This is a genomic window from Devosia sp. RR2S18 (assembly GCF_030177755.1).
Lineage (GTDB): Bacteria > Pseudomonadota > Alphaproteobacteria > Rhizobiales > Devosiaceae > Devosia > Devosia rhizosphaerae.
Genome location: NZ_CP126539.1, coordinates 2,578,269 through 2,603,877 on the forward strand (window position 1 = coordinate 2,578,269; position 25,609 = coordinate 2,603,877).

Annotated in this window: 16 protein-coding genes and 11 pseudogenes; 14 read left to right on the top strand and 13 right to left on the bottom strand. The window is 58.2% G+C overall.

Translation table 11 applies throughout. From position 1 onward, the window contains the following. Positions 1-205: 205 nt before the first annotated feature. A complete protein-coding gene (locus QOV41_RS12660) occupies positions 206-1,483 on the bottom strand; it encodes a TolC family outer membrane protein (RefSeq protein WP_284577047.1) in 1,278 nt (425 codons plus the stop codon). Positions 1,484-1,977: 494 nt separating this feature from the next. Here QOV41_RS12660 and QOV41_RS12665 point away from each other — a divergent pair, with 494 nt between their 5' ends. Both QOV41_RS12665 and QOV41_RS12670 read left to right on the top strand, forming a co-directional pair. Beyond that, positions 1,978-2,127, top strand: coding sequence for a hypothetical protein (locus QOV41_RS12665; RefSeq protein ID WP_284577048.1), 150 nt, complete (start codon positions 1,978-1,980; stop codon positions 2,125-2,127). Between the two features lie 683 nt (positions 2,128-2,810). Further along, the gene (locus tag QOV41_RS12670) at positions 2,811-3,104 is read left to right on the top strand and encodes a hypothetical protein (protein ID WP_284577050.1); all 294 of its coding nucleotides are present in this window, start codon (positions 2,811-2,813) and stop codon (positions 3,102-3,104) included. Between the two features lie 571 nt (positions 3,105-3,675). Here the strand turns inward: QOV41_RS12670 and QOV41_RS12675 are convergent. After that, entirely contained in the window at positions 3,676-4,950 is a 1,275-nt protein-coding gene (locus tag QOV41_RS12675) for a sensor domain-containing phosphodiesterase (RefSeq protein ID WP_284577051.1), read from the bottom strand. 273 nt (positions 4,951-5,223) lie between these two features. Here QOV41_RS12675 and QOV41_RS12680 point away from each other — a divergent pair, with 273 nt between their 5' ends. From QOV41_RS12680 to QOV41_RS12700, 5 genes and pseudogenes are all read left to right on the top strand, one after another. Then, a complete protein-coding gene (locus QOV41_RS12680; RefSeq protein ID WP_284577053.1) occupies positions 5,224-6,321 on the top strand; it encodes a hypothetical protein in 1,098 nt (365 codons plus the stop codon). Beyond that, positions 6,309-7,595 (top strand): NAD(P)/FAD-dependent oxidoreductase, encoded by a 1,287-nt coding sequence (locus QOV41_RS12685; protein WP_284577055.1) that lies wholly within the window; start codon positions 6,309-6,311, stop codon positions 7,593-7,595. The genes QOV41_RS12680 and QOV41_RS12685 overlap by 13 nt, the downstream gene beginning before the upstream one ends. 441 nt (positions 7,596-8,036) lie before the next feature. Beyond that, the gene (locus QOV41_RS12690; RefSeq protein WP_284577057.1) at positions 8,037-8,165 is read left to right on the top strand and encodes a hypothetical protein; all 129 of its coding nucleotides are present in this window, start codon (positions 8,037-8,039) and stop codon (positions 8,163-8,165) included. A gap of 33 nt (positions 8,166-8,198) precedes the next feature. Next, positions 8,199-8,874 (top strand): annotated as a pseudogene (locus QOV41_RS12695) (IS3 family transposase); the annotation flags it as partial. 315 nt (positions 8,875-9,189) lie between these two features. Beyond that, positions 9,190-9,399: pseudogene (locus tag QOV41_RS12700) on the top strand (IS481 family transposase); the annotation flags it as partial. On the opposite strand, the pseudogene QOV41_RS12705 reads toward QOV41_RS12700, so the two are convergent. Continuing rightward, positions 9,400-9,576: pseudogene (locus tag QOV41_RS12705) on the bottom strand (IS256 family transposase); the annotation flags it as partial. It lies immediately after the preceding pseudogene. Positions 9,577-9,634: 58 nt separating this feature from the next. Here QOV41_RS12705 and QOV41_RS12710 point away from each other — a divergent pair. Then, positions 9,635-10,432 (top strand): annotated as a pseudogene (locus QOV41_RS12710) (IS481 family transposase); the annotation flags it as partial. Positions 10,433-10,561: 129 nt separating this feature from the next. Further along, positions 10,562-11,641: an IS5 family transposase gene (locus QOV41_RS12715; RefSeq protein ID WP_284577058.1), complete on the top strand. Its 1,080-nt coding sequence runs from the start codon at positions 10,562-10,564 to the stop codon at positions 11,639-11,641. A gap of 189 nt (positions 11,642-11,830) precedes the next feature. On the opposite strand, the pseudogene QOV41_RS12720 reads toward QOV41_RS12715, so the two are convergent. The 3 genes and pseudogenes from QOV41_RS12720 to QOV41_RS12730 form a co-directional block, all read right to left on the bottom strand. Then, a pseudogene (locus tag QOV41_RS12720) lies at positions 11,831-12,852 on the bottom strand (transposase). 44 nt (positions 12,853-12,896) lie between these two features. After that, positions 12,897-14,114, bottom strand: coding sequence for a hypothetical protein (locus tag QOV41_RS12725; protein WP_284577059.1), 1,218 nt, complete (start codon positions 14,112-14,114; stop codon positions 12,897-12,899). Then, positions 14,114-15,295, bottom strand: a complete 1,182-nt coding sequence (locus QOV41_RS12730; RefSeq protein ID WP_284577060.1) for a lipopolysaccharide biosynthesis protein — start codon at positions 15,293-15,295, stop codon at positions 14,114-14,116. The genes QOV41_RS12725 and QOV41_RS12730 overlap by 1 nt, the downstream gene beginning before the upstream one ends. 456 nt (positions 15,296-15,751) lie before the next feature. On the opposite strand from QOV41_RS12730, the gene QOV41_RS19755 reads away from it, so the two are divergent. Then, positions 15,752-16,363 carry a phosphotransferase gene (locus QOV41_RS19755; protein ID WP_350149815.1) on the top strand — a complete coding sequence of 204 codons (612 nt, stop codon included), beginning with the start codon at positions 15,752-15,754 and terminating at the stop codon, positions 16,361-16,363. Here QOV41_RS19755 and QOV41_RS12735 read toward each other — a convergent pair. The 3 genes from QOV41_RS12735 to QOV41_RS12745 all read right to left on the bottom strand — a co-directional run bounded on the left by QOV41_RS12735 (position 16,304) and on the right by QOV41_RS12745 (position 18,895). Continuing rightward, on the bottom strand, positions 16,304-17,023 hold the full coding sequence (locus tag QOV41_RS12735) for an FkbM family methyltransferase (protein WP_284577061.1): 720 nt from the start codon (positions 17,021-17,023) through the stop codon (positions 16,304-16,306). The two genes, QOV41_RS19755 and QOV41_RS12735, sit on opposite strands and share 60 nt — an antisense overlap. A 131-nt stretch (positions 17,024-17,154) precedes the next feature. Continuing rightward, the gene (locus QOV41_RS12740) at positions 17,155-17,913 is read right to left on the bottom strand and encodes a WecB/TagA/CpsF family glycosyltransferase (protein ID WP_284577062.1); all 759 of its coding nucleotides are present in this window, start codon (positions 17,911-17,913) and stop codon (positions 17,155-17,157) included. A 13-nt stretch (positions 17,914-17,926) separates the two neighbouring features. Beyond that, a complete protein-coding gene (locus tag QOV41_RS12745) occupies positions 17,927-18,895 on the bottom strand; it encodes an NAD-dependent epimerase/dehydratase family protein (RefSeq protein ID WP_284577063.1) in 969 nt (322 codons plus the stop codon). Positions 18,896-19,265: 370 nt separating this feature from the next. Here QOV41_RS12745 and QOV41_RS19865 point away from each other — a divergent pair. From QOV41_RS19865 to QOV41_RS12755, 3 genes and pseudogenes are all read left to right on the top strand, one after another. Beyond that, positions 19,266-19,588: pseudogene (locus QOV41_RS19865) on the top strand (helix-turn-helix domain-containing protein); the annotation flags it as partial. A gap of 56 nt (positions 19,589-19,644) precedes the next feature. Then, positions 19,645-20,868, top strand: a complete 1,224-nt coding sequence (locus QOV41_RS12750; RefSeq protein WP_284577064.1) for an IS256 family transposase — start codon at positions 19,645-19,647, stop codon at positions 20,866-20,868. Between the two features lie 71 nt (positions 20,869-20,939). Further along, positions 20,940-21,372 (top strand): annotated as a pseudogene (locus QOV41_RS12755) (transposase); the annotation flags it as partial. 1,133 nt (positions 21,373-22,505) lie between these two features. Here QOV41_RS12755 and QOV41_RS19890 read toward each other — a convergent pair. Beyond that, positions 22,506-23,031: pseudogene (locus QOV41_RS19890) on the bottom strand (transposase). A 109-nt stretch (positions 23,032-23,140) separates the two neighbouring features. Between QOV41_RS19890 and QOV41_RS12770 the strand changes: the two are divergent. Further along, positions 23,141-23,340, top strand: a pseudogene (locus QOV41_RS12770) (transposase); the annotation flags it as partial. Between the two features lie 126 nt (positions 23,341-23,466). Here QOV41_RS12770 and QOV41_RS12775 read toward each other — a convergent pair. The 3 genes and pseudogenes from QOV41_RS12775 to QOV41_RS12785 all read right to left on the bottom strand — a co-directional run. Beyond that, a pseudogene (locus QOV41_RS12775) lies at positions 23,467-24,559 on the bottom strand (IS3 family transposase). Positions 24,560-24,569: 10 nt separating this feature from the next. Then, positions 24,570-24,902 (bottom strand): hypothetical protein, encoded by a 333-nt coding sequence (locus QOV41_RS12780; RefSeq protein WP_284581320.1) that lies wholly within the window; start codon positions 24,900-24,902, stop codon positions 24,570-24,572. After that, positions 24,902-25,606 (bottom strand): annotated as a pseudogene (locus QOV41_RS12785) (transposase); the annotation flags it as partial. The gene QOV41_RS12780 and the pseudogene QOV41_RS12785, both read right to left, overlap by 1 nt. Between the last annotated feature and the right edge of the window lie 3 nt (positions 25,607-25,609).

The window sequence follows — 25,609 nt, forward strand, 5'->3', positions numbered from 1 at the left end:
AACGATTTTTTGGCCGATGGCGGCGTTAAATGATCACCTGCAGGCCAACCATATCGATAACGAAGGCATCGTTCCAGTGACCGATGAGCGCAGCCCCGCCAGCCTTTCCCCAGGTTGAAGGTTCGCTAGATCAGCCCAATCGCCAGTCATCCACCCAGGGGTCGGATCGGCCCGAGGATCTGCTGCCCTCTATAAAACTATGGCCCTAGTCCTCGACAGTGCGTAATTCCTGCCAGACATCCTCGACCGTCTGGGTGTAGTCTACCACCTCTTCGATCCCCAGAGACTGGCACAGTTCCTGGCCGGCGAGTTGGCCGGTCGCCGACAGGAGAGAGAAGGTGGCGACCACCTTCTGGGTCGAGGCGTTGATGCCGGCCTTCCGGGCGTTGATCAACTCAGCCTGGGAGTTGAGCACATCCAGCGTCGTGCGGGTGCCCAAGTCACGCTCCTGAATGACACCTTCGAGCACTTCCGAGCCGGCCGGAACTGCCGAGTTGGCGGCGGCAATCTGGGCATCTGCGCTCTGAATGCCGGCCCAAGCCGAAATCACTGCTTCGCGGATCTGGTCGTAGGCGGACATCGCGTCGACTTCGGACTGGATCTGCTCGAGATTGGCCTGCCGAACGCCTGACCCTATAGCGCCACCGGCATAGATGGGAATGGTGATGGAAATGCCAACGCTGCCGCTCATGCCGTCCGTGGGCGCGCCGCTCGGGCCCGTCCACCGCGTACCGACCTGCCCCGTCAACGATGCGGTGGGACCAAATGCCGCCTGGGCTGCATCGCTTCCGGCCTGCGCGGCGCGTATGGCAGCCTTGGAGATCAGAATGGCTGGATGGTTGGCCTCGGCCTGGGCAATGGCGGCCTGGATACTCGAAGGGATGAGACGAGCGTAATTGTGACTGGCGCCGAGACTGCCCGGCGAGGCCCCAACATAGCGCTGGAAAGTCGCCTCGCTGACTTCAAGGCTGCTGATGGCTGCCTGATAGGCTGCACGACCCTGCGCAAGGCGTGCTTCGGCCTGAGCCACGTCGATGCGGGTGCCCTCACCCACTTCCAGCCGATCCTGCGCAGACTGCAGCTGCGCCTGGAACTCCAGGTTCTCCTGGCGCAACGCCACCAGCTGGCGATCGCTCAAAACCGACATGTAGGCCTGCACGACAGAGAGCAGGACATTCTGAGCGGTATTGAAAATCTGGTGCCGTGCGATCTCCGCACCGGCACGCGCCGCCTCGACCCGCGCGTCGGTCTGGAAATTGTCGAAAATGGTCTGGTTGTATTGCAGCCCGGTCGTTAGCGACTGGGAGTCATTGAATTGACCACCCACCATCGACCAATTGTAGTTGCCCGACAGCGAGGCGCCAATCGTCGGCCGCTTCTGCGAAAGTGCCTGGGCAATGTTTTCTGCGGAAGCTTTCGCCTGCAGCACTGCCGATTGCAGCTCGGGCGAAAACGAACAGGCTGCCGTCAACGCTTGGGTCAATGATTGTGCCTAGGCGGGAATTGCCATGGCGGTAAGCAACAGCGTCGCCCGGATGGCGAGACTTATTTGCGCATGCATCGAAGCACTCCACATGTCGAATCCACCCTAGCACAGTTCATGCACCCACCAGCCACAAAAGGACCACAGCAGACCGATCACTTGCACCAAGACAAGCAGCAGCAGAGATTTAGCAAAACTGCACTACACCGGATTACTGTCCATCTGTGTCTTTTCCGCCAACACCAGAACGTTTACGACCGGCAAGGGCACAATGCTCGACACTCGCCTCCTGCTGTCGAACGGCGGCTATGGCACTTTCCACCTCGGCTAGACGGCCCAGGGCGTCAAGATTGTCGATGCTCGTCAAGCCAGGCAATCCTGGCGCTGCGGAGCCTCGCGCCTGCACCTGTTCACGAAGCCGTAAGTGGCTGGACAGTCCTGCGGCAAATCAGTCAGCAGCGCTTTCGGACGCACTCACATCTCTGGAGCTTCAAATGGTCGAACCATCAGAAGCCGGGCCTGCCGCGCGTTCGGAATTTGGTCGGCTTCATATACTGCGGATCTATATCATTGTGCTGCTGGCGCTGGCGTCATGGACGTTTGTCATCGGTGCTGGTGCGCTGATCTGGGCTGTGCTGTCTTGATCCGCGCACTGGTGGAGGGGAGCGAGGATGCGAACGTTGCGGCGTTCATCGCATCCTCGCAGGTATCCGGCATTGGGTGCACGTCCGATGGATCTGGACCTGTCTAGCCTTGATCCATCGTTTCCAACCAAGCCGAATTGGCGATGGCGGCAGATAGTGCGCCATCTGCGGTAGTTTAAGTCCACCCGCTTTTGGTGGATCACGTCACCCGAAGGGCGTTGGAATAGACATCGACGATGTCCTTCGGATCCCGGAGTATTGTCCCAGCGATCCCTGAGGTGCTGGAACACCTCGCCGGGATTGCTGTGCGTTGTGCCATCTGCGAGCCCGTATTTCTTGCGGCCGTTGCCCTGCTCTCCAACCCTGGTCGGCGTGGACTGGAGGAGTAGACACGAAAGCGACGCCAAGAGCCGATGCGATGGTCTTCTTCATGATGACCTTCCCTCCTGAGGGTTGGTGACCTGCTCGCCAAGGGTCTGATCATACGGGATCCAAGGTGAAGAGAGGCTGACAGCAACATTATTATCCAAGATTGGCGCGCATCGTGTTGTACCCCACACTCTCTAGCGGCGATTACTTAGCCTGCCTGATTTGTGAACGTGAGCCGCGGATCAATAGCGTGGGAGGAACGTTGAGGAGGCCTTCGAGCTAATCCCGGCTCATCTATGAGGAGGAACAGCACCATGAAAGCTTCTGTCCTAGCCTTCGCGACCGCAGCAGCCTTTTCCCTGGCAGCAGCGGGCCACGCCAATGCCCAATTTGCCGCCGATGATCCGGTGGTGGATGGCTGCGCGATAAATGAAAATGGATATTATACCGATAGCGGCGTCACCAACCCGATGAACCACTCTCTGGTAGAAGACAGCGCTGAAGACTACAGGGTTCCCGTAGACCCCTGCATGGCCGATGTCTCGGTGCCGAACTCTGTCAATGAACGGATTGAGCGCTACTTCGCCGAGGCAGCAGCTCGCGATTAAGTCCAGGAAAGGCTCGGCCAAGGCCGGGCCTCTTTCATGATCACCCATGGTCATTCGGACTGACACAGGCCGTCGAAAGTATGATGTACTCGAGGGGTCATCAACAACCAGCCTCAGCACTTGGGGCTTTTCCGCTGGAGCACCAGGCTGCGGCGGGCTGGAGACACTGCAATGAGGACTTCTTCTAAAGACAAGAGCGGCACGCCCCTCCCGAGAGGCTGGGTCATCTTGGCATTGGCGACGGCGAGCTGGGGATTGGTGGCGGGGGCGTTATCTGCAACTGCCCACTCGCAGAAGCAAAGTTCGGCTAAGCGCCGGATCGATCCAAGCGCATAGTCAGTTTTCGTAGGCTCTATTTCCCTGGGCTGCGGCCCGGTCAATGCGTCAGCTTCGCTGGCCTTCTAACCAGACAGGCACTGAGCTTGGGGCAGTATGGCCCATCAAGGCGACGGTGGTATATGTCCCAGGAGAGTGGGTCGACCATCATTCTTGCCCGGCGCGAGCGACAGGCGGTCGCCGCGGCAAGCCTGCTCGCGTAGGCTCGCGATGTCCAGCCCAGTCGTGGATCGTGTCAGGCGGTGCGTGGAGGCGCGGCCAGCCGCCGCCCCCGGACGTCTTCCTGCAGATTTGCCGCTGCAAGGGCCTGCTCGACGGGCATGGGACGTCCCAAATGATAGCCCTGCGCGCAATTGATGCCCAGCTTCTGCAGGGCGCCCAGCTCTCGCTGATCTTCAACGCCTTCAGCAAGAATGACACATGCAGTCTGGCGTGCGAATTGCACGAGAGCGGCAGCGAGCGCATTGCGGGCAGGATCAGCATGGATGTTGCGCGTCAGACTGATGTCGAGCTTTATGATATCGGGCTGCAGCGCGAGGATGTGCCTCAGGCTGGCATATCCGGCGCCGGCATCATCCACGGCCAGCCGCACTCCAGCCCCACGCAGTTTGACCAGCGCGAGCTTGAGAGCGTCATAGTCCTCAACCGTAGCATGCTCGGTTATCTCAAGAACGACCCTGGGCCCATCAACAGCGGAAAGCATGCTGGCCAGCGCTGCCGAAACAATCGTCGCCGGGGCGACATTGAGGGTGAGATAAAACCGCGACGGGAGCCGGGACAGCAGCGCCAATCCCCTGGCGACCGCCCGCAATTCGAGCTCGAGGCCGAGCCCGACAGATTCCGCCTTGGCGAACCAGACATCGGGTGGATATCCCTCCGGCCCGGCGAACCGGGAGAGGCACTCGAACCCCAGAATCCGGTCATCCCGCAGTGATCTGATGGGCTGCAGGACAATGGACAGCTCATCCGCATCGAGAACCCGGCGCACCTGTTGCTCTGTGGCCTTCTGCTCCGCTTTGGCGGCCAGGTCCTGACCGATCTGCAAAGCCGTAAGTTCGGCGAAGGCACGCATGATTTTGAGATCACGCGAATTGAGGGACGGTTCAGGCTGCGTACTGACGCAGCAGAACATGCCATAGGTGCGACCGTCGGCGAGCTTGAGAGGGACACTTATATGGGCCTTGATCCCCATGGCCTGCGTCAGGGGAACGCCTTGGGCAAAGGGAAGTTCAGCGGTGTCCGGAATAATTTCGGGAAGTCGACCTTCGAGGATATGCCGGCAATAAACATCGTCGAGCGACATCGAGTCGCCGGCCTTGATCACCTGCTCGAGACCTGGCGCATCAACCGCCCGAAAATACGTCCGGTCACCTACGAATTCGGAAACATAGGCCACCTGCATACCGAGATGGGAGCGGACGGCCTCCAGGATGCGATCGAGCCCGGTCGGTGTTTCGGCGTCTCGGGCCGCCCGCAGCAGGTCAAGGGCATCTTTTATCTCTTCGGTCATTGGAGCCCTCCTCCTAGATGGTGAGCGACTGAGCCTCGCGCGGTTTTCTGCGGCTTACCGGCAGATCCCGACCGCACCAACTTTATCGGCACACAGTTGAGGAAACCTTTCGACTTCACCACCAATATGCAGCCAAGATCTTGGAAATCAACAACTTGATGATCAAGATTAACCATTCCCACCGAAAGAGTTATATGACGGTTAACAACTGATTAACAATCAACTAACAAATGATGACGGCACGAGGGTGCCTCATCCGGATAGGGGCGTCTGATGGTTGAGAAATTTGCGTTTCTGGTTCACCCCCGCAACACCTTGCGGGAAGATATGGGTCTGCTTTTTGGCCCGCCGTTCCGCCTCATTCCCGAAGCGGCACTGCGCACCGCATTGCGCCGGCTGCCGCTCCCTCCGATGGTAACCGGGCAACTTCATCGCGTGGACAGCCCCCAGGACGTCGCCGGCTCGATCATCACCGTGCCCCTTACCCCCACCCAGTTGCTGACACTCCCCCGCAATCAGGTGCAGGCGCGAATTTCTGCGGCCATCGACAAGGCCAAGGACTTGGGGGCGAGCGTAGTGGGTCTCGGCGCCCTTACCGCGCCCGCTTCGGCGGGTGGCAAGGCGTTCGCCAGGCGCACCGATATCGGGGTGACCAACGGCAACGCTTTCACCGCTGCCATGACCCTGCTCGCCATGGAACGCCTCCTGGTGCGCCTTCCCGCTGACACCCTGATCGCGCTCGTGGGCGCAACGGGCAGTGTTGGCACCTGCCTCACCCGCCTGCTGGCGCGCAAACATGCCGGCAGGCTGCTACTCGTGGCCCGCAACCGCGGCCGCCTTGAAACCCTGGCAGAGGAAGTCAGGAGCGATGATCTTGCGGTCAGCGTCAGCACGGACATGGCGGACGTCCGCAATGCGGGACTGGTGGTGCTGCTGACATCGGCACCCGAAGCGATCCTGCGCACCGAGCATCTGGGACAGGGAGCCGTGGTGCTCGACGACACCGTTCCCCGCAACACCGATGAAGGCCTCCTCAAGTCCCGGCCGGATGTAACAATCATCGATGGCGGCCTCGTCGAAATACCGGGCTTTGACCTCAAGGGCTGTTCCATCGGGCTGGCGCCGAAGCTGGCCTATGCCTGCCTCGCCGAAACCATGCTTTTGGCATTGAGCGGACATCGGGGGCACTTCTCCATCGGCGCACCCGAAGTTCACCAGGCCGAACATCTTCTCGGTCTGGCTGCACGATACCGGCATCTCGGCTTCCAACTGGCGCCGTTTCAGTCCTTCGGCCGCAAGCTCGGTGCCTTCGATTATCCGGAAACGGCGCCGCTCTTCTCCGGCAAGGAGGTCGTCACATGCGCCGCGTAGTCATTCTGGGCGGCGGATATGCCGGGCTGCACGCGCACGCCGTCCTCAAACGCCAGCTGAACCGCCAACTGGCGGCAGGCACCTGCGAGATAATTCTGGTCTCCCGTGACCCCTATCACACCTTTCATGGCTGGACCGGCGAGATTCTCTCGGGTCAACTGCCGGTCGAAACCACGCTGACACCGATCGAGCCGCTGGTGGGGAACCAGTTCCTCCAGGCAGAGGTTCTGTCCCTGGATGCCTCCCGCAATTGTCTGCAGCTGGCGGTTGACGGTCGTGTCGAGGAGCTCACCTTTGATCACCTGCTGCTCGCAACAGGCTCGAAGGATCCTTTCGAAACGCTTGATGGACTTGCCGAACACGGCTGGTGCATCAAGGACAGCCGCGACATGCAAAAGCTGGTCCGGCGTCTCGAGGAGATCGAGCGATCGCGTGCCAAGGTGCGCAACGTTGTTGTGGTCGGCGGCGGGTTTGCCGGGGTGGAGACGGCCGCCGCGCTGGCAGAGCGATTTGCCGGCAACGGGCAGACCACAATTCATCTGATGTCGGGTACGCACGAGTTGCTCGAGCAGTTGCGCCCCCAGTTTGATCGCCTTGCCGATACCGCAGCGGCGGCGCTCCGATCCTCCGGCGTTGTCGTCCATGCCGGCCAACACGCCGAAGCGATCGAATGCGACCACGTGAGGACGGCAGACGGCTATCAGCTTGCCTCGGACCTGACCATTGTTGCCGCAGGCATCAGCTTTTCGGTGCTCAAGGGATCAGAACACCTGCCGAGGAACGGTCGAGGTCAGTTGCTGACCGATTGCCACCTGCGGGTGGCCGGACAACACAACATCTGGGCGGCTGGCGATCTGGCGGAGGTATTGCATCCCCTCACCGGCGCTCCCTGCCTCGCCAATGCTCTTTGGGCGATGAAGCAAGGAGACTGCGTGGGACGCAACATTGCCGCGGCAGTTGCCGGCACACGGCTCAAGCCTTTCGCCTTCAAGGGCTTGGGGCAGACCGCCGGCCTGCCCGGGGGACGGGGCATCACCGAGCTCTTCGGCGTGCAGTTCACGGGGCGACTTGCCTGGTTGATCCGCATCCTGTTCTTTGCCTGGTACATGCCGTCCCGCTCAAGAGGGTTTAGCCTGGCGTTAGAACTTTTCAGCCGTATGACCCGACAGTCCTTGAGCCAAAAGGCCCATGCTTGGGATTCGGGTAGCCCCGCCTCGGATCCTGTGCGATCCATCGGCGTTTCCGCGCCAGCTCACTGGCATCGCCCCTCCTAGCAGGTAACAACACACCTCACCCGCGTGAGTACCGGCGGGTGAGGTGCTATGTCTGGGTCGACCTTAGAACAACCGCGCTGAGTAGATAAGGGGCAGAAACCCTGCTTTCGCGAAAGCCTAACGGTTCGCGGGTCCCGCCGGGTTCGAGCGGTCAGTATCCTCTCAGGCCCCTCCGATATGGACCTTGGGGGAGGTGTCGATTGAACTTTCGGATGAGCTGCAGACCTCGATCTGGTGGATAGTACAAAATCCTTCCATTGCCTGAGCTTTTGTGCCTGTGAGGCAGTCTGCCGCAGGCTTTACCCAGCGAATTGCAGGCGGCTCACCGGCACCGAGCGCACCCGCTTCCAGTCCATAAGAGCTGGCTCGGGAAATCTGAACAGTGAGATAAGTGGATTATCTGCCTGACAGCGGCCATCATGGCCGCGAACAGGAGAGATCATGACGAGACGACCCCGCCGCAACCATACCCCGGCGTTCAAGGCGAAGGTGGCACTGGCGGCGCTCAAGGGCGAGAAGAGAGGTGGCTCGGGAAAGTTGGACAGCGGGATAGGTGGATTTCGTGCCTGATGGCGGCCAGTATGGCTGCGCACAGGAGAGACCATGACGAGACGACCCCGCCGCAACCACACACCGGCATTTGAAGGCGAACGTGGCCCTGGCGGCGCTCACGGGCGAGAAGACGCTAGCCGAATTGGCACAGCCGTTCGATTTGCATGCCAACCAAATCACGCAATGGCGCAGCCAACTGCTTGAGGGTGCGGCTGATGTGTTCGGCGGCGACGCTCGCACCGAACCATCCGTCCCCGGCTGTGGATGTGAAAACGCTGCATGCCAAGATTGGCCAGCTGACGCTGGAGAACGATTTTTTGGAAGGTGCGCTCAGCAAAGCGGGCCTGCTGAGCGTAAAGCGATGATCGACCACGACCATGATCTGCCGGTGAGCCGGCAGGCACAGGTGCTCAACATCAGCCGGAGCAGCGTCTATTACCGGCCCCGTCCGGTATCACCCAGTGACCTGGCGCTGATGCGCCGGATCGATGAGCTGCATCTGGATTACCCGTTCGCTGGTGCCCGTATGTTGCGGGATATGCTGGCGAGGGAAGGACTTGCTGTCGGCCGGCTGCGCGTATCCACGCTGATGAAGCGCATGGGAATCCAGGCGATCTACCGCCGCCCCAATACCTCAAAACCGGCACTAGGCCACAAGGTCTACCCCTACCTCCTGCGCAAGTTGTCGGTGACGCGACCCAACCAGGTCTGGGCCATCGACATTACTCTGAGTAATTGATCGCCCGCGCTCTCCGGCGGATCTTGAGGACCGCCAATAAGAGAGGAGAGCAAATTGGAAACGTACTACGTTGGCCTTGACGTCTCGAAGGTCGAGACGGCGATCTGCATCCGACGCCAGGATGGGCACATAGAGTTGGCGGTGAAGAATGACAACGAGTGTGGGTCCATGATGCAGCTCCATGATCGGGCCACATCAGTGAATCACGATAGCATCGTTGTTGCGAGGGTTTTTGCCGGTCTCTAGATGTTTGATCCCGGACTTTGATGGTGCACTATTCTCCATGGAATGGAAGGATGCGCTATGGGACAGGTTCTACACGGCAGCGCCACAACGACAGAGGCAATCCGTCGAGCAATACAAAATAGTCAAGAGAGCCTGAGAACGCTTTCGAAGCGATATGGGATCAACCAGAAGACCGTCGCCAAGTGGAAGCGGCGGAGTTCGACGACCGACCTGAAGACCGGACCGAAAGAGCCGCATTCAACAGTTCTGTCCTTGGAAGACGAAGCGGGCGCCCTCACCACTGGCGAGGTGGTGGTCCATCTCTGCGTTCAGGGCACGCTCAGTCAGCGCCTTCTTCAGCGAATCCAGCAGACCGCCTTGTTCAAACGCCGCACTGGCCGCACCGCCAGCCAGGAGCTGGTCGAGAAGTTCGTTCGGTATGGCAGGTTCTTTGCGTCGCGACATAGGGGAGACTCCTTCTTACCCATTATGCCGCCTACACACGGAAATCCCGACACTCCCGGCGTTTCGCCGTCATACGCTCCTGCCGCTGGACGATTGTTTGTACGCTCTCCAGCCGACGATCCCGCATCTAACCCTGTCTTCACTGCATCGCTGTCTGCAACGACATGGCATCAGTCGCCTGCCCGATGGCGGGGGCGACAAACCTCCAAAGAAAAAGTTCAAGCGCTACCCCATCGGCTATTTCCACATCGACATCGCTGAGGTCCACACCGAAGAAGGCAAGCTTTACCTGCTGGTTGCCATCGATCGCACGTCGAAGTTCGCCTTTGTTGAACTGCATCAGAAGGCGACCCGCCGCGTTGCAGGGAACTTCCTGAGAGCCCTCGCCGCGGCCGTTCCCTACAAGATCCACACCGTGCTTACCGACAACGGCACGCACTTCACCGATCCAAAGGGCGGCGCCTGGACGCCGGAGGAGATCAAGACTTTACGGGCGGAAAAGGCGTTCTTCCACGCCCATTCCTTCGAACTCGCCTGCGCCGATCTCGACATCGAACATCGGCTCACCAAGCCGCGGCATCCGTGGACAAATGGTCAGGTCGAGCGGATGAACCGGACCATCAAGGAGGCGACCGTCAGGCGCTTCCACTACGACAGCCACGATCAGCTTCTTCAGCACCTTCGGGACTTCATCGACGCCTACAACTTTGGAGGGCGACTGAAGACGCTGAAGGGCCTCACTCCATACGAGTTCATCTGCAAGCAGTGGACTGCAAACCCAGATTCATTCATCATAGATCCGATCCATCAGATGCCGGGACTAAACATCTGGACGCCCGCAAAAACTAGGTGTTGAGCCTGGCGTCATCGTAAGGGCGGGCTAAGTCAGCACCTCGGGCAGCATTTGAGCTGGAGACCCGCAAAAACTCTCGCAGCATCGATGCTATCGTGATTCACTGATGTCGCCCGATCATGGAGCTGCATCATGGACCCACACTCGCTGTTCAGTCTCAACGATCATCTTGAGGCGCTGAGTCAGCATGGCGATCCGCTCGAGGTGTTGGAGCAGACGGTAGACTTTGAGTACTTCCGGTCTTGGCTGGTCGAAGGGCTGGGTTATGGCGATGGCAGCAAGGGTGGCCGCCCTCCGTTCGATCCGGTAGCCATGTTCAAGATACTGATCCTGCAAGCCCAGCACAACTTATCCGATGCCCGCATGGAGTTCATGATCCGGGATCGGCTCAGCTGGATGCGGTTCCTGGGGTTCTCGCTCGGTGACCGCACCCCCGATGAGAACACCATTCGCCATTTCCGCAACCGGATGACCGAGACCGGCACGCTCAAGCGGGTGATGAAGGCGTTCGACTGGCAACTGCACAAGAAGGGCTACATCCCTATGTCGGGGCAGATCGTCGACGCCTCCCTGGTGCCTGCGCCCAAGCAGCGCAACACCGATGGCGAGCGGGACGCCATCAAGGCTGGCAAGACGGCACAGGAGATATGGCCTGACGAGCCGGCCAAGGCGGCGCAGAAGGATACCGATGCGCGCTGGACGCTCAAGATTGGCGGCAGGGTGCGGTATCGGCCAGATGGCACGCCGTTGCCCATGATCGCGCTGCCGGTGTTCGGATACAAAAGCCATATCAGCATCGACCGGCGCTATGGCTTCATCCGGGCCGCTGCCGTGACCTCGGCCAATCATCCCGATGGACGCATGCTGCGCCAGGTCATCGACCGACAAAACACTGGCAGCGAAGTCTGGGCCGACAGCGCCTACCGCTCACAGAGCAACGAGGCTTGGCTCGCCGACCGCATGCTGACCAGCCGCATCCATCGGCGCAAGCCCAAGGGCAAATCGATGCCGATCGCGACCGCCAGAGCCAACGCGGCCAAGTCTGCGATCCGTGCCAAGGTCGAGCATGTCTTTGCCCATCAGAAAAACCGGTTCGGCCTGTTCATCCGCACCATCGGCATCACCAGAGCCGAAGCCAAACTCACCTTGGCCAATCTCGCCTACAACTTCGACCGCCTGATCTTCCACGAAAGGTGCGTTGCCAAGGCATGAGTCCGCCCGAAGCACCTCGAAAACGCCTCCATGGGTCGCCACCCAGGGCCGAAGCCCTAGCCCGACACTGAACTCAGCCAGCACTCATGGAAAAGCTGGGGCTCACCAAAGCAGTTTTTGCGGGTCTCCAGCTCTGGGTGTGACGGTCTGTGGTGTTCGACGAGTTTACTTCCTGGGTTCTGGGCAGACTCATGGCGTGGCAACGCACCTTTCGTGGAAGATCAGGCGGTCGAAGTTGTAGGCGAGATTGGCCAGCGTGAGTTTGGTTTCTGCCCGGCTGATACCGATGGTGCGGATGAACAGGCCGAAGCGGTTTTCTGATGGGCGAAGACATGCTCGACCTTGGCACGGATCGCAGACTTGGCCGCATTTGCTCTGGCGGTCGCGATCTGCATCGGCTTGCCCTTGGGCTTGCGCCGATGGATGCGGCTGGTCAGCATCCGATCAGTCAGCCAAGCCTCGTTGCTCTGTGAGCGGTAAGCACTGTCGGCCCAGACTTCGCTGCCAGTATTTTCCCGGTCGATGACCTGGCGCAGCATGCGTCCATCGGGATGATTAGCCGAGGTCACCGCAGCAGCCCGGATGAAGCCATAACGCCGATCGATGCTGATGTGGCTTTTGTAGCCGAACACCGGCAGCGCGATCAGGGGCAACGGTGTGCCATCTGGTCGGTACCGCACCTTGCCGCCAATCTTGAGCGTCCAGCGCGCATCGGTGTCCTTCTGGGCCGCTTTGGCCGGCTCGTCCGGCCATATCTCCTCAGCCGTCTTGCCGGCTTTGATGGCCTGCTGCCCCGACATGGGGATGTAGCCCTTCCTGTGTAGTTGCCAGTCGAAGGCCTTCATCACCCGCTTCAGGGTGCCGGTATCGGTCATCCGGTGGCGAAAATGGCGAATGGTGTTCTCATCGGGGGTGCGGTAACCGAGTGAGAACCCCAGGAACCGCATCCAACTGAGCCGATCCCGGATCATGAACTCCATGCGGGCATCGGACAGGTTGTGCTGGACTTGCAGGATCAGAATCTTGAACATGGCCACTGGATCGAACGGCGGCCGGCCTCCCTTGCTGCCATCGCCATAACCAAGCCCTTCGACCAGCCAAGACCGGAAGTACTCGAAATCTACCGTTCGCTCCAAAACCTCGAGCGGATCCCCCTGCTGGCTCAGTGCCTCAAGGTGATCGTTGAGACTGAATAGCGAGTGTGGGTCCATCACGACGCTCCATGATCAAGCGAGGTCAGTGAATCACGACAGCATCAAAGGCGCGAGGGTTTTTGCGGGCGTCCATCTAGCAGGCTTCTTGGCGGTACAATATCAGCCTTACGAAGGCACACCTCCGCCCATGCTAACGCGAGCAGAGAACCAAACAGAAAATTGATGGACGTCATGCCGGAGTTCACCGTGTTGATCCATAATACCATGCACATCATGGCGGTCGCAGAGCGGCTGTCCGGCCCACCGCGCACCAAATTCCGAACTCGACTTAACTGGCGTCCTAGAAACAACATGAACAACAGCAAGCCCATCACCCCGAGCCGAAACAGAATGTCGAACAAAGTGCTGTGTGTAGCCACAAGCAGTCTATCTTCGTCATCTTCAGAACGAAGCCGCCAACCATCATTGCGGATATCTGAGTAGTTGTTGGAAATCCACTCGGTTCCAAAGCCGACTCCAACGCCGAATGTGTCTACGACAGACCTTAAAACATCTCTCCAAAATAACGCTCTAATAGCTATGTTTGGATCGAGCGGAAGTAAATTACCGAGCAGAATAACCGACAAGACCGAACCAATCACCGCCGCACCGAGCAGCATGATTGGCAGAGTGCGATAAAATGGAAACAGCCTACATGCAACCAACGAAATCATGAACAGCACAGACTGACTGGAGTTACAGAACACCATCATTGCTCCGCAGCTGAACAAGAAAAGGGGCAAACTACGTACCCGATAAAAAACCCATATCGTGAAGAATATGAGGGTTGTAGCATTCTCGTTATTCAGCACATAAATCTGGGTTTTATAGTTCCACTCCCCTTCTCCTAGAAAACGTGACAACCGAGAAATGATTAGCGAGGCGATGAATAGTGAGAAGGCATGCATGATCACTTGTTGGCGCATTCTAGCAAGCCCACCAACCACCGCAGGATACACTATTAACAAGATGGGCAGCCAAGCCCACTGCCGCAGTGCGGCGCCTGGTTCATAATAAAGCGTCCAGCTCGGCGGCATCAGTCGCAGCAAGGATAGCGTTAGTAAAAGAGAAGCGAACAGAAAAAGAGGCATAAGGCCGCCCATCTGCCGCATGTTTGCAACCGTGGCAGTTGCGCAAGCGAAACATACGAGTGCCAACGGCCATTCACCTAGTGGCCTAACCGAACTGAAAACTAGTGCATACAGAGCAGCAGCAACCAAGGCGAAAATTGCGGGCGCACAAGGTTTAGCACGATCTAACGATCGTTCGGCGAGTTCCATCAGCGGCCTACCCTGAACAAATACGCTGTCGCAATCAGTTGCGCCCCCACGTACCCCGCCGATGCTCCTGCGATCCCGCCCCACCAGATTAGAGGGATGCTGCAAAGAGTGACCACCCCCCCAAGTGCGTAGCTACTAAACACCTTCTGCGTCCACTCGCGCGCCAGAAAGGCAAGCCGCAGCGGCAGCGCCACAGACATGAGGAGGTACTTGAGGAATATCACTTGAACTACCCACGAATAGCCAGAATATTCCTCTCCAAATACCACCCGAAGCAGGTATTCAGAGGGAACAACCAGCAGCACCCCCGCAATCAGCATGCAACAGACCGATAGGAGGATGAATCTATTCCTCTTCGCCCGCAATCGATTCAGTCCACCACTATTCAAAGCCCGAGAGAAGCTAGGAGGGAGAATATTCTCTGCCGCATGGAACCCGACGTGTGTTAAACCCAGTATCGATTGAGCCGCTCGCATTATCGCAGCGGCTTCTACACCAACCCAGATTCCAGTAGCTACAATAAAAAATTGCCCATTCGCCCAGTGCAATATCGATGAAGGCACGTTCCAAGACACATATCTTAGAGTTTTATTCACAATCTCATGTTTGCCTCCTGATGCGCCACTAAGTAGATATAAATATCTTTTAAACGGTAGGAGTGATATCGCTGAGCTCAGTAGAAAAAGGGAGAAAATACTGTGTAGCTCGAGCCTTTCCTGTGATGCTAGGACACCCAGTACGACAGCGACGTGCCTGATAAAGCTTGAGGATAGGGAGACTGCGGCATCTCCATCCATATAGGCGAGCTTCCTTAGAAATTCTTGCATTTGCGAGATCGCTGCGAAACTAAGGACAACAACTGCGTAGCTTGGCAGAGGCATCAGAACGCTCAGTGCGGCGGCTGCGAGCACAACGGTAGCGGTCTTGAGCTGCACCATGAAGTAAAAGCTCCTTACCCAGCTTGCACTTCCGTATTTCGGTGCCAAACTCTGCATGGGAGAGCTTATGCCCGCACTTACTAAGCCTTGCAGGAACAACAAGCCGGAGATTATCATGGCAAAGATACCAAAGTCAGCCATTTCTGTGCGACGCGCAATCAGCGCGAGCGTGACGAAGTTGCCTCCGCTAACAACTAGCTGATCAATGCCCACGAAGGTTAATCTCGAAACGCGCTTGCTCAACTCATTTACCCGCTCTGTAAATACATGACGTCTATACTCAGTAAGCTACGGCAAATACAGGCTAAAAAGCGCATTGCAAAGGCCGCAATATTAGCGGGATGGCCGCCCTCCCGCCGGGGGCTTTGGCTTCTACATCCGAATTTCAGCCGCCATTTGCGTGCGGTGAAGCTCCCGGAAGCTCTCGCGAGCGGGAAGGAATATGGTGGCTGGTCCAGCGGCGCATGGACGCGAGTCCCCCTTTCCCTGTTTTCGTGGCTGTGTTTCCCTTGGTTTGCGTACTCCAATGCGGCTCAAGCAACCGAATTTGAACCCGCTGATATACTCTTGGTTGACAAATTGGGTTCTCTGATCGCGTTTTCGACTGTGTCCAAGACTGTACGACGAAGCCTCCTCCCCTCCACAGATCACGTCACAGGTCGCATAGCCTTAGCTGATACTTATGGCAGTTGGGTCACGATGGCCAGCGCTCAAGGGGAATGGCTAGTAGAGCCACTTAATGTGGGACCATTGCTCTCAAAGGCACCGTCTTCGACGCGGAGGGCGTTCCTGGTAGAAGTCTTCTGCAGAATTGACCGCTCCGCGAAGCGAGAGCTTGACACTCTGCAGAGAAATAACTGGTTCAACGAGATTGCCCTCCTTAGCGCAGACCGCGCCTGGGCTTTCAACTTTTCTGAAGCAGCCATGATACTAACCAGCGCAAGCTCGAGTCTTATTCACGGAGATCTTTGGGGTGAGAATGTCGTCGTTTCGGGGCAAGGTCCGAAGCTCATTGATTTCGACAAAGTCTCGATAGCACCGACATTTGTCGACCCGCTTACCATGATCCTTTTAGAGGCTCGAATGCGTCGGTCGGACCTGCTAACTGACTACCTCGCAGGAACTTACGACCGCTACTTGTCAAGACTGTATAGCAGCAGTACTGTCGCGAGCGCCGAACAGTTGCGCCGAGTCTCGTTCATGGGCTGGTTAGCCTGGGCTAGGTCCCTAGGTTGGATCGATCAGCGTTCGCTAGTTCGCTTCCAAGCTCTGTACGGTAGCTGCTTCCGCCCAACACTGAGGCAGCGTTAGCGCAGGACGCTCTGGTACGTTGACAATGTCGAGGGGGTGCGGCAGCGATGTTTTGGCTGGCGCACCCGTTAGCCTGTCTTTGCGAGAGAACGTAAACTCCATCACATCTGGTATTTCCAACTGCTGAAATTTCACGACACCGCAGCAATTGTTTGGGTGTATATGAGTTACCCGATGATTCTGCAGCAGTCGCTCAAAGGCGAGCCTCATAAGTGAATGTCTCTGATGACCAAATAATTCACCCAAATCATGAAACTCCACGACTATGTGTCTAAACCTCGAAAGCAACTCGATCGGCGTATTTGCAAGCACCTCGTACTCCGACCCTTCTATATCCATCTGAATCAGCAAGTCTTGCTCTGAAGCTGTTTCAGGTACAGTCTGCTTGACCCAGTCGGTCAGAGTCAAATGAACAGGGGACACATGCGATCCCAAGTACCGCCTGACGAATCGAAAATTGGGATGTTCCATCGCAGGTCCACTCACCGAATAATCGGCCATAAATACCTTCATGTTCCTTTCGGCAAGTTCATACTCGAAGAGCGATTTAGCCCCTACTCCAGGTGAGAACGCGCAACTGATGTCCTCCAGATCGTCGGGCAGCAGGTAAGCGCCATCTGCGCTGCCTCCAATGCGAATGAGCGGCCGCTTCGGCTCCATGATTTGAAGCCTCTCCATGAGGTAAGACACATCATGGCATAAACTTTTTGCCCCAGAGACACGGCGAATTGCGTTCCCTATGAAGGAAGATCTAAGTCGCCGCCTTACTTTCCAAGCCGTCGTGTTTGTTGTCATGTTTTTCTTCTGATGGCGGTCAACCAGACAAACCGAGGCGCTAGTAAAATGTATCTCGGCCACAAACGGGCGGGATCTTGGATCAAGCGCCAAAGCCATTCTAAGCCGCTCTTTTGCATCCAGGCTGGCGCACGCCTTACTGTGCCGGCATGGAAGTCAAATGCGGCTCCCACGGCTAGCAACGTACAGGACGTATGCCTCACAAGCCTTTGCATCAAGTACTCCTGCTTTGGAGATGAAAGTCCAATCCAAACAACATCAGCTGACGCCTTTTCAATCTCTCCGCTCAGTTCGGCCAGCTCCCCTTCGGTGAGCTCATGATAAGGCGGCGTTTGATGACCAACAATTTGGACTTGCGGATACTTCCGCTGAAAATGTGCTTTCACCATTTCGCTTACGCCCGGCTTGCCACCGTAAAGGTAGTGCTTAAGGCTTGGCTGCGACATTAAGAAGTCCATTGTGTCAGGCCCGCAGGTTCGCTCTACACGAACACCTCGCCTTTTGCCGATCCAAACTAGTGGAGTGCCGTCGGGGAGTACGAGATTGGCGTTCCGGTGGACGCTCATCAATAAGGGATCGTCCTGCGCTCTGACGACATTACTCACATCTGGCGCAGTTACCATGCGGCCCGCATCATCTGAGGCCCAGCTCTGAATTATTCGAGCGACACACTCCGGAGTTACAGCACTGACCGGTACACCTAAAACATCGTAGCTCTCCAACTTGGAGAATGCACTCAGTTCTCTGACTTTCATTCGCATATCACGTTCAGCTCTTGTTCTTTCGAACCTGCCGCTCGATCCAAGCATAAGTTTTCTCTAAGCCTTTGACCAGTGGTTGGGATGGACGCCATCCCAGCTTCTCAGCAATGAGGTTGTTGTCTGAGTTACGGCCACGTACCCCGATAGGCCCAGGGACGTGGTTCTTGTGCAAATGCTTGCCGGCAATGTCCGCTACGGTGTCTACCAACTGGTTGATGCTGACCATCTCGTCTGAGCCTATGTTCACGGGCCCCTCGAACTCGGATTGCATCAGGCGAATAGTACCTTCGATGCACTCGTCGATAAAGAGGAAGGAACGGGTCTGAGTGCCGTCCCCCCATACTTCGATTTCCCCATTATCAGCGGCTTCTGCTACTTTGCGGCAAACGGCAGCTGGCGCTTTCTCTTTGCCGCCTTGCCATGTACCTTCAGGGCCAAATATATTATGATACCTTGCCACGCGATTGTTCATCGCGTGATTGCGATTGTACGCTAGAAATAGCCGCTCAGAAAACAACTTCTCCCAGCCATACTCACTGTCGGGTGCGGCCGGATAGGCAGAGTGTTCCTTGCAATTGGGGTTGGCGGGATCTTCTTGATTGTAGGCAGGGTACATACAAGCGGACGAGGAATAGAAGATCCGCTTGTTATTTCGCTTGTGAGCTCGATCGGCTATATTGAGGTTGATGGTAGCCGAGTTGTGCATGATGTTTGCGTCGTGTTCGCCGGTAAAAATGTAGCCCGCCCCCCCCATGTCAGCGGCAAGTTGATATATCTCGTCGAACCGACGATCTATGACCCGGTCGCAAAAATCCGGCTGGCGGAGGTCGCCAATAACGAAATCGTCCGCTAGGGTCTCGCTAAACTCTGGAAACTTAAGATCTACACCACGAACCCAAGCGCCATCTGTCTTCAATCTGGTGACTAAATGATTGCCAATGAAACCGCCCGCGCCCAAAACAAGTGCTGTCTTCATCAACCCAATTCCTCTTGATGTCCTGGACTTCTTAGCATGTAGGCAGGTAGTGCACCATTAAAAAGGCAATGACTTAGCCGGGGAAACCCTGCTTTCGCCGTCCACGTTGCATGCGAGCCGTGGCGGTCCCACCGAGGGTGGCATAGTAGTTGCTCCTGCTTCTGCCGGGGGAATATTGCCGATGGGCACGAGCAGACGCAGGTTGCTACAGCACCATTTGCACGACCCGGGCGCGCACCTCGGGTGAGAACTTGTTCGTGGGCTTGAACCCAGCGGCTCTTGGGTGTGACTCGCTTGGACTCCCGAGCGGCACACTTGCGCTGATTGAATGGGGGCGAAGGAGATTTCGCCCATGCTGGGATAGGTTTGTATTCGACAGGACCATTCCTCTGAGGAACTTCGGCGTCTGGCGTCACCAGCAAGGATGCCAAGCAGAGCCGCCGGTTGCTGTCGCTGGCGGCGGTTCTTGACGGGATGAACCGTGCTGACGCCGCCCGGATTGGCGGCATGGACCGGCAGACGCTCCGGGACTGGGTGCATCGGTTCAACGAGGCTGGCCCTGATGGTCTGTTCGACCACTGGTCGCTCTGCCCGCCGTCGCGACTATCGGAAGAGCAAAAAGCCGAACTCGTCACCATCGTTGATACCGGCCCCGATCTGGAAATGGACAGTGTGGTTCAGTGGCGCCGGGTGGGAGTGTCGGGATTTCCGTGTGTAGGCGGCATAATGGGTAAGAAGGAGTCTCCCCTATGTCGCGACGCAAAGAACCTGCCATACCGAACGAACTTCTCGACCAGCTCCTGGCTGGCGGTGCGGCCAGTGCGGCGTTTGAACAAGGCGGTCTGCTGGATTCGCTGAAGAAGGCGCTGACTGAGCGTGCCCTGAACGCAGAGATGGACCACCACCTCGCCAGTGGTGAGGGCGCTGGCAACATGCGGAACGGCTATGGCCGCAAAACCGTGACGACCGAGACCGGCAAGTTGGAGATCGATGTGCCGCGCGACCGGCAGTCGAGCTTTGATCCGCAACTGATCGCCAAGTACCAGCGCCGCTTCCCAGGGTTCGACGACAAGATCGTGTCGATGTACGCCCGCGGCATGAGCACCAGGGAGATCGCCGGGCACCTGCGCGATCTGTATGGCATCGATGTATCAGCGGACCTGATCAGCACCGTGACGGACGCTGTGCTTGATGAAGTCGCCACCTGGCAGCAACGGCCGCTTGACCCGGTTTATCCGCTGATCTTCTTCGATGCGATCCGGGTCAAGATCCGCGACGAAGGCATGGTGCGTAACAAGGCGATCCATATTGCTCTGGGAGTGCGCGCCGATGGCGCCAAGGAAGTGCTCGGCCTCTGGCTCGAGCAGAATGAAGGTGCCAAGTTCTGGCTGCGGGTGATGAACGAGCTCAGGAACCGCGGCACCGAGGACATCCTCTTGGCCGTTGTTGATGGGCTCAAGGGCTTCCCCGAGGCAATTACCGCCGTATTCCCCGAGACCGTGGTTCAGACCTGCATCGTCCATCTCCTGCGCAACTCGATGGACTTTGTCTCCTGGAAAGACCGCAAGGGACTGGCAACGGCGCTCAAGGACATCTACCGCGCGACCGATGCCGATGCTGCCGAAAAGGCGCTCGCGGACTTCGATGCCGGCTCTTGGGGGCAGCGCTATCCCGCCATCGGCCAGAGCTGGCGGCGCGCCTGGAGCGAGGTCATCCCGTTCTTTGCCTTCCCTGACGAGGTCCGCAGGATCGTCTACACCACCAACGCCATAGAGGCGCTAAACTCAAAGCTCCGGCGGGCGGTCAGGGCCAGGGGACACTTCCCCAGCGATGATGCCGCCACCAAGCTGCTTTACCTGATCTTGAACCGATCAGAGAAAGAGTGGAAAATGCCGCCACGTGAGTGGTCAATGGCCAAGGCGCAGTTTGCTGTCATCTTTGGCGAGCGCTTCATCAGGGCCATGGCGGCGTAATGTTTAACCGACCGCCCGCACACGAAATTACTGACACTCCCCGCCGGGTCGATCTTCAGCGCGTCGTTAATGGAACCCGGCCACGGCAAGCGGCAGATCAGCGTTATCAGAACGCCTACCTGTCCGGCGCAATCTGCTCGTCGCCGGCCTGGCACTGCCTTATGCCGATACCTTCGCCATGCAACTCCACATCAATGAGATCAGCAGAAGCATCCAGCGCGGCGCGCACGCCGTCTTGATGCTTCGCGCCGGCTGGCACCCAACGGCGAAACTCATCCTGCCGAAGAACATGACGCTACTCTTCCTGCCGTCCCATTCTCCGGAACTGAACCCGGTGGAGAACGTCTGACACCACCTGAGATAAAACTGGCTCTCAAATCGCGTCTTCGACACCTACGACGCAATCATCGACGCCGGGTCCCAAGCCTGGAACAACTTATCGCCCAGCCTTAAACCATCACCTCTATAGGCACGCGCAAGTGGGCACACGTCGGTGAATCATAACCGCCGTTGGTATTACTGGACCGACAGACCCGGTGCGGTTCGGCTCGGCACCACGATCTTGGTGGTGTGCAGCTTCGCGCTGCGAGCCGCTCCGTCAATATTGCGATGCCCCTAGCCGCGTGTAACCTGGAACAAACTTGAGGTCCAGCCTGCACCCATCACGTCTACGGACGAGCAAGTAGGCATTGTCTAACATGACCGCCGTGTAACTAGTTGGTCAGATGCGAGCGGGTAGGTAGAGCCAGGCTGTTCCCCAGCTCTACTTGTTGCGCTAAACAGCAGACAGGCACTTTCTGAACTCCACGAGAGCCCTTCTGGACCCCTGTAGCCCGAACTCGTAAGTGCGTTCTCCGCCCGAACTCGGCAGGACCATCCGCAGTCTAGTGCCGCGCTCAAGCGGCTCTAGAACATTCTCAATGTCAGGATCGACGAAGACCCTCACCGACCCGTCCGAACGCCAGCTACCGTCGAGATCCTCCCACTGTCCTGTGCGCCCAGTGGTGATGGTGATGCCCGAGATAGCGTCGCCCTCAACGTTAAATAGGTCCTCTTGCAATCCTGCTAGTGAAAAGCGAGCAGATCCCTTCTCACCTGCTTCTGCCCCCCGCTGTTTTTGATTGCTCAGTGTGAGCCGGGGCTCCCCCGAGGGAGACGGGAACCGAACACTACAGATGACCCGCTCCGGTTCACTCAAGGTTACGGATGTGTTGATACTCCAGGTGGGCGGCGGCGCCTCCTGTGCTGTTACCGCGCATGCTCCAAAACATAATATTCCGGCTGATAGTAAAGTCTTGTTCATCATCTGGTCTCCTGGTAAATGGGCCAGCAGAGCCTTGCACACTCGGCTACATGTTTGAAATCACATCCGAGGTGCTTGTGTGGATAGGTTGACCGGCTCGTCATTCACCCCGGTAAGTTGATTAGTCGTTTGGTTTGCCAGACGATCTGACTGACGGCCGCTGGCCCATGTCCTTCGTCAGTATTTTCAACTGGGGGTAGACTTGAGTTGGAGACCTGCTGCGAGCCGCGTGCCCCGACATCAAGTTGGTCATGGCGACGGCAGCAAGGGAGCTGGCCTCCGTCCTCTGATCCAGTGGACAAATCAAAATACTGGTGCTGCGGGCCAGCACACTCTAGGTCCTGTTGACAAAGTGCGGCATCCATATCCTTGCGGCGGCTAATGCGAGGGAACGCGGCGAAGGATTTTGCGGTCTTGTCGAAACGTGTGGCGATGCGGCGGAACTGCTTGAACCTGTCGGACATGCGTTCGATACGGTTGGGGTCCTTGTAGACCTTGAAGCCGCACGGCGGAGGGTTCTTGCGGTTCGCCTTGGGTGGGATCACAGGGACAATACCGCTTAGCAGCAGGTGCTGTCGATCATGTGCTGCCAGTCGTCGGTGAGCCCGAGTTCGACCAGGGTCTCGAGCAGAGCGTCCCAGACCCCTTGCTCGGCCCAGCGGCGGAAGCGGACATAGACCGAGTTCCACTTGCCATAGCGCTCATGCAGGTCGCGCCACGGGCAGCCAACCCTCAGGACATGGAGCATGCTGTTCAGATACCGGCGATTAACTTGCACGCCTGGACTTGCGTCCTCGTTCAGCCGGTAGGAGCTCGGCAATAGGCTGCCACTCTGCGTCGGGCAAATCTCCGCGCGCCAAAACCGCCTCCCGAAAAGCAGTCTTGAATCACGGCGAAAGCCAATTTGGGAAACCACTTTGCCAACACGGCCTAGTCTGATGCTGGGATTGAAGCGATCGTGCCAAAGTCCTGACACTCCCATCGGAGCCAGCGACCGAGGACGGGACGCCGGTGGCGGAGGTCTGTCGCAAGGCTGGCTGGGTAGCTGAGGCACCGTTCTATGACTGGCGCAAGCGCTACCCCGGACTGATGCTTCGGAGGTGAAGAGGTTGCGCCAACTCGAGGAGGAGAATGCCAAGCTTAAGCGCATCGTGGCGGACGTCAGCCTAGCAAGGCGTTGAAGAAGTCAGTCGGGTTCGCATTTGAAGCCTGAGTGATCGGCCTTGTGGATGAAGAAGTGGCTAACGAGGCGACTGGAGTGGACCCTGTTTCACCGGACAGTTCGGCGGTTGGGTTTAGGCACTGAGGCGCAGGAACTCGCGTGGTGAGCGGAACTTGAGGCCGGAGTGCGGGTGGACCTCACAATAGTCGTCGATCCATTCGGGCAGCAATGCGGTCTCCCTTGCGATATAGGCGCTGCCATTGTCCGAGAGCCATTCCAGCCGGTGTGAGACCTTGAGTGTCCGGAAGCGGCGCTCGACGGCCGCGATCATCAGGTCACAGACCATCTCGCCGGAGATGCCGGCATTGGCCACGGCCGACCAGGCGATGATCTCCCGGTCGCAGGCATCAATGACGAAAACGATGCGAACCACCTCGCCATTGCGGGCATGGATCTCCAGATGATCGGAGCACCACCGGATGTTGGAGCGCAGGGCAACGACAACGCCATCGTGGGTCCGCGTGGGCCGCAGCGCCGTATGCTTTTGAAGGGTGAGCCCGTTCTGCTGCATGACCCTGAGAACCCGCTTGGTGTTGATGGTGGGCTTGCCCTCCTTGCGCCGCTGCCGGTTGAGCAATGCCGTCAGACGGCGATAGCCATAGGTGGGGCGCTGGTCGATGATCGGGCGCAGTTCGGCAAGAAGAACGAGATCATCGGCCTTACGGTAAGGTCCGCGCAACTTGGATGCTTGGTCGCGCGCTCGATCAGGTTGGACCGGGAGACGCCCAGCGTACGGGCAATGAAGCTCATTGGGAATCGTCCTTTGGATCGCTCCACGACAGCAAGGGCGAGATCCGTTTTTTTGGGCGCGAGAGATCAAGAGCTTCCTTGAGGATCTCGGCTTCCATCGTTTTCTTGCCCAGCATGCGCTCGAGGTCGCGCACGCGCTTCTCCAGCTCCCGCACTTGGGAAGCACCCACAACATCTTCGTCGGCCTGAACGGCAGCATGGCCGCCTTCGAGCATACGGCGCTTCCAGGCGAAGAGCTGGGAAGGGGAGATGCCTGCACGGCGCGCCACGAACGAAACGCTCATGCCCGGCTGAGTGGATTCCTCCACCAACCGCACCTTCTCGGCCACTGACCAGCGCCAGCGGCGCTGCACGGAGGTGATGACTTCGACCCGTCGAAACGGCTCGTCGGAACTCTTGGACATAGTCGTACCCATAGGCGCATGCCTATGCCTTAGCGGCTAAGCCGCCTGGCCGGTCAAAATGGGGTGCGCTCCAGCGACCCGCAGTGCCGATCATGACCCATCCGCGGCCGCAGGCTGGGTCGTTGTCGTCGTAGCCATGCCATGAAAACTCAGCACAGGCGGCGCCGTCACGGGCGCCGTAGCGAACGTCGAGGAAGCCTTTGAGCGCGCCGAAGGCGACTTCGCCATCCGCCGGGCCCTCAAAGGTGAGGTGCGCTGGTTCGACGAGATCGAGGACATTGTTGTCCCAGACATCCATTTCGACGATGCGCCAGCGGCCGGCGAAGGCCTTCGCAAAGGCAGGCACCTTTGCCATCATCGGATCTCCGCAATCAGCTTTGGCAACCGCACCAGATTGTAGGCAGCGGCAGCGAAGGTGAAGGCCCAGCCAACCCGTTCGAGCCCCTTGAACCTGGTCTTGCGCTGTCCGGCCACGGTCTTGATCCAGCCGAAGGCCTCTTCAATCCGCTTTCTGGTGCGCAGGCTCACGGCGTAGCCGGAATGGCGCGCCGTGCGTCCATCGATCGCGGAGCGGCGGCCGCTGATGTTGCGGGCGACATGCGGCGTCACCTGCATCGAGCGCAGCTCGATGACGAAGTCCTCAGCGTCATATCCTTTGTCGGCGCCCAGCGTAATCGTCCGCGGCCGATCGGCATGGGGCTCAGTCATATGCAGCGCCGCCACTCGTTCGGCATGGCCGTCCGCCTGCGTCAGGCAGGCATCGACCAAAAGTCCGTGGCGGTTCTCCATCAGTCCGTGCCCCATAAAACAGAGCTTGGCCTCTTTGCCCGCACCCTTCTTGTACAACCGGCCTTGCGGGTCGGTGCTCGATGCATGGGTGGCGTTCGACCGCTTCGAGAAACTCGAATGGTCCCAAACAGCATCATCGATCCCGAGGCCCACGAACCAGCGGAACTGCAGGTCAAACTCCAGCCGCTCCATCAACTGGCGCTCCGAACGGATCGAATAGAATGCCTGCAGCAGCATCGCCCGCAGCAGCTTCTCGGGCGCGATAGAGGGCGT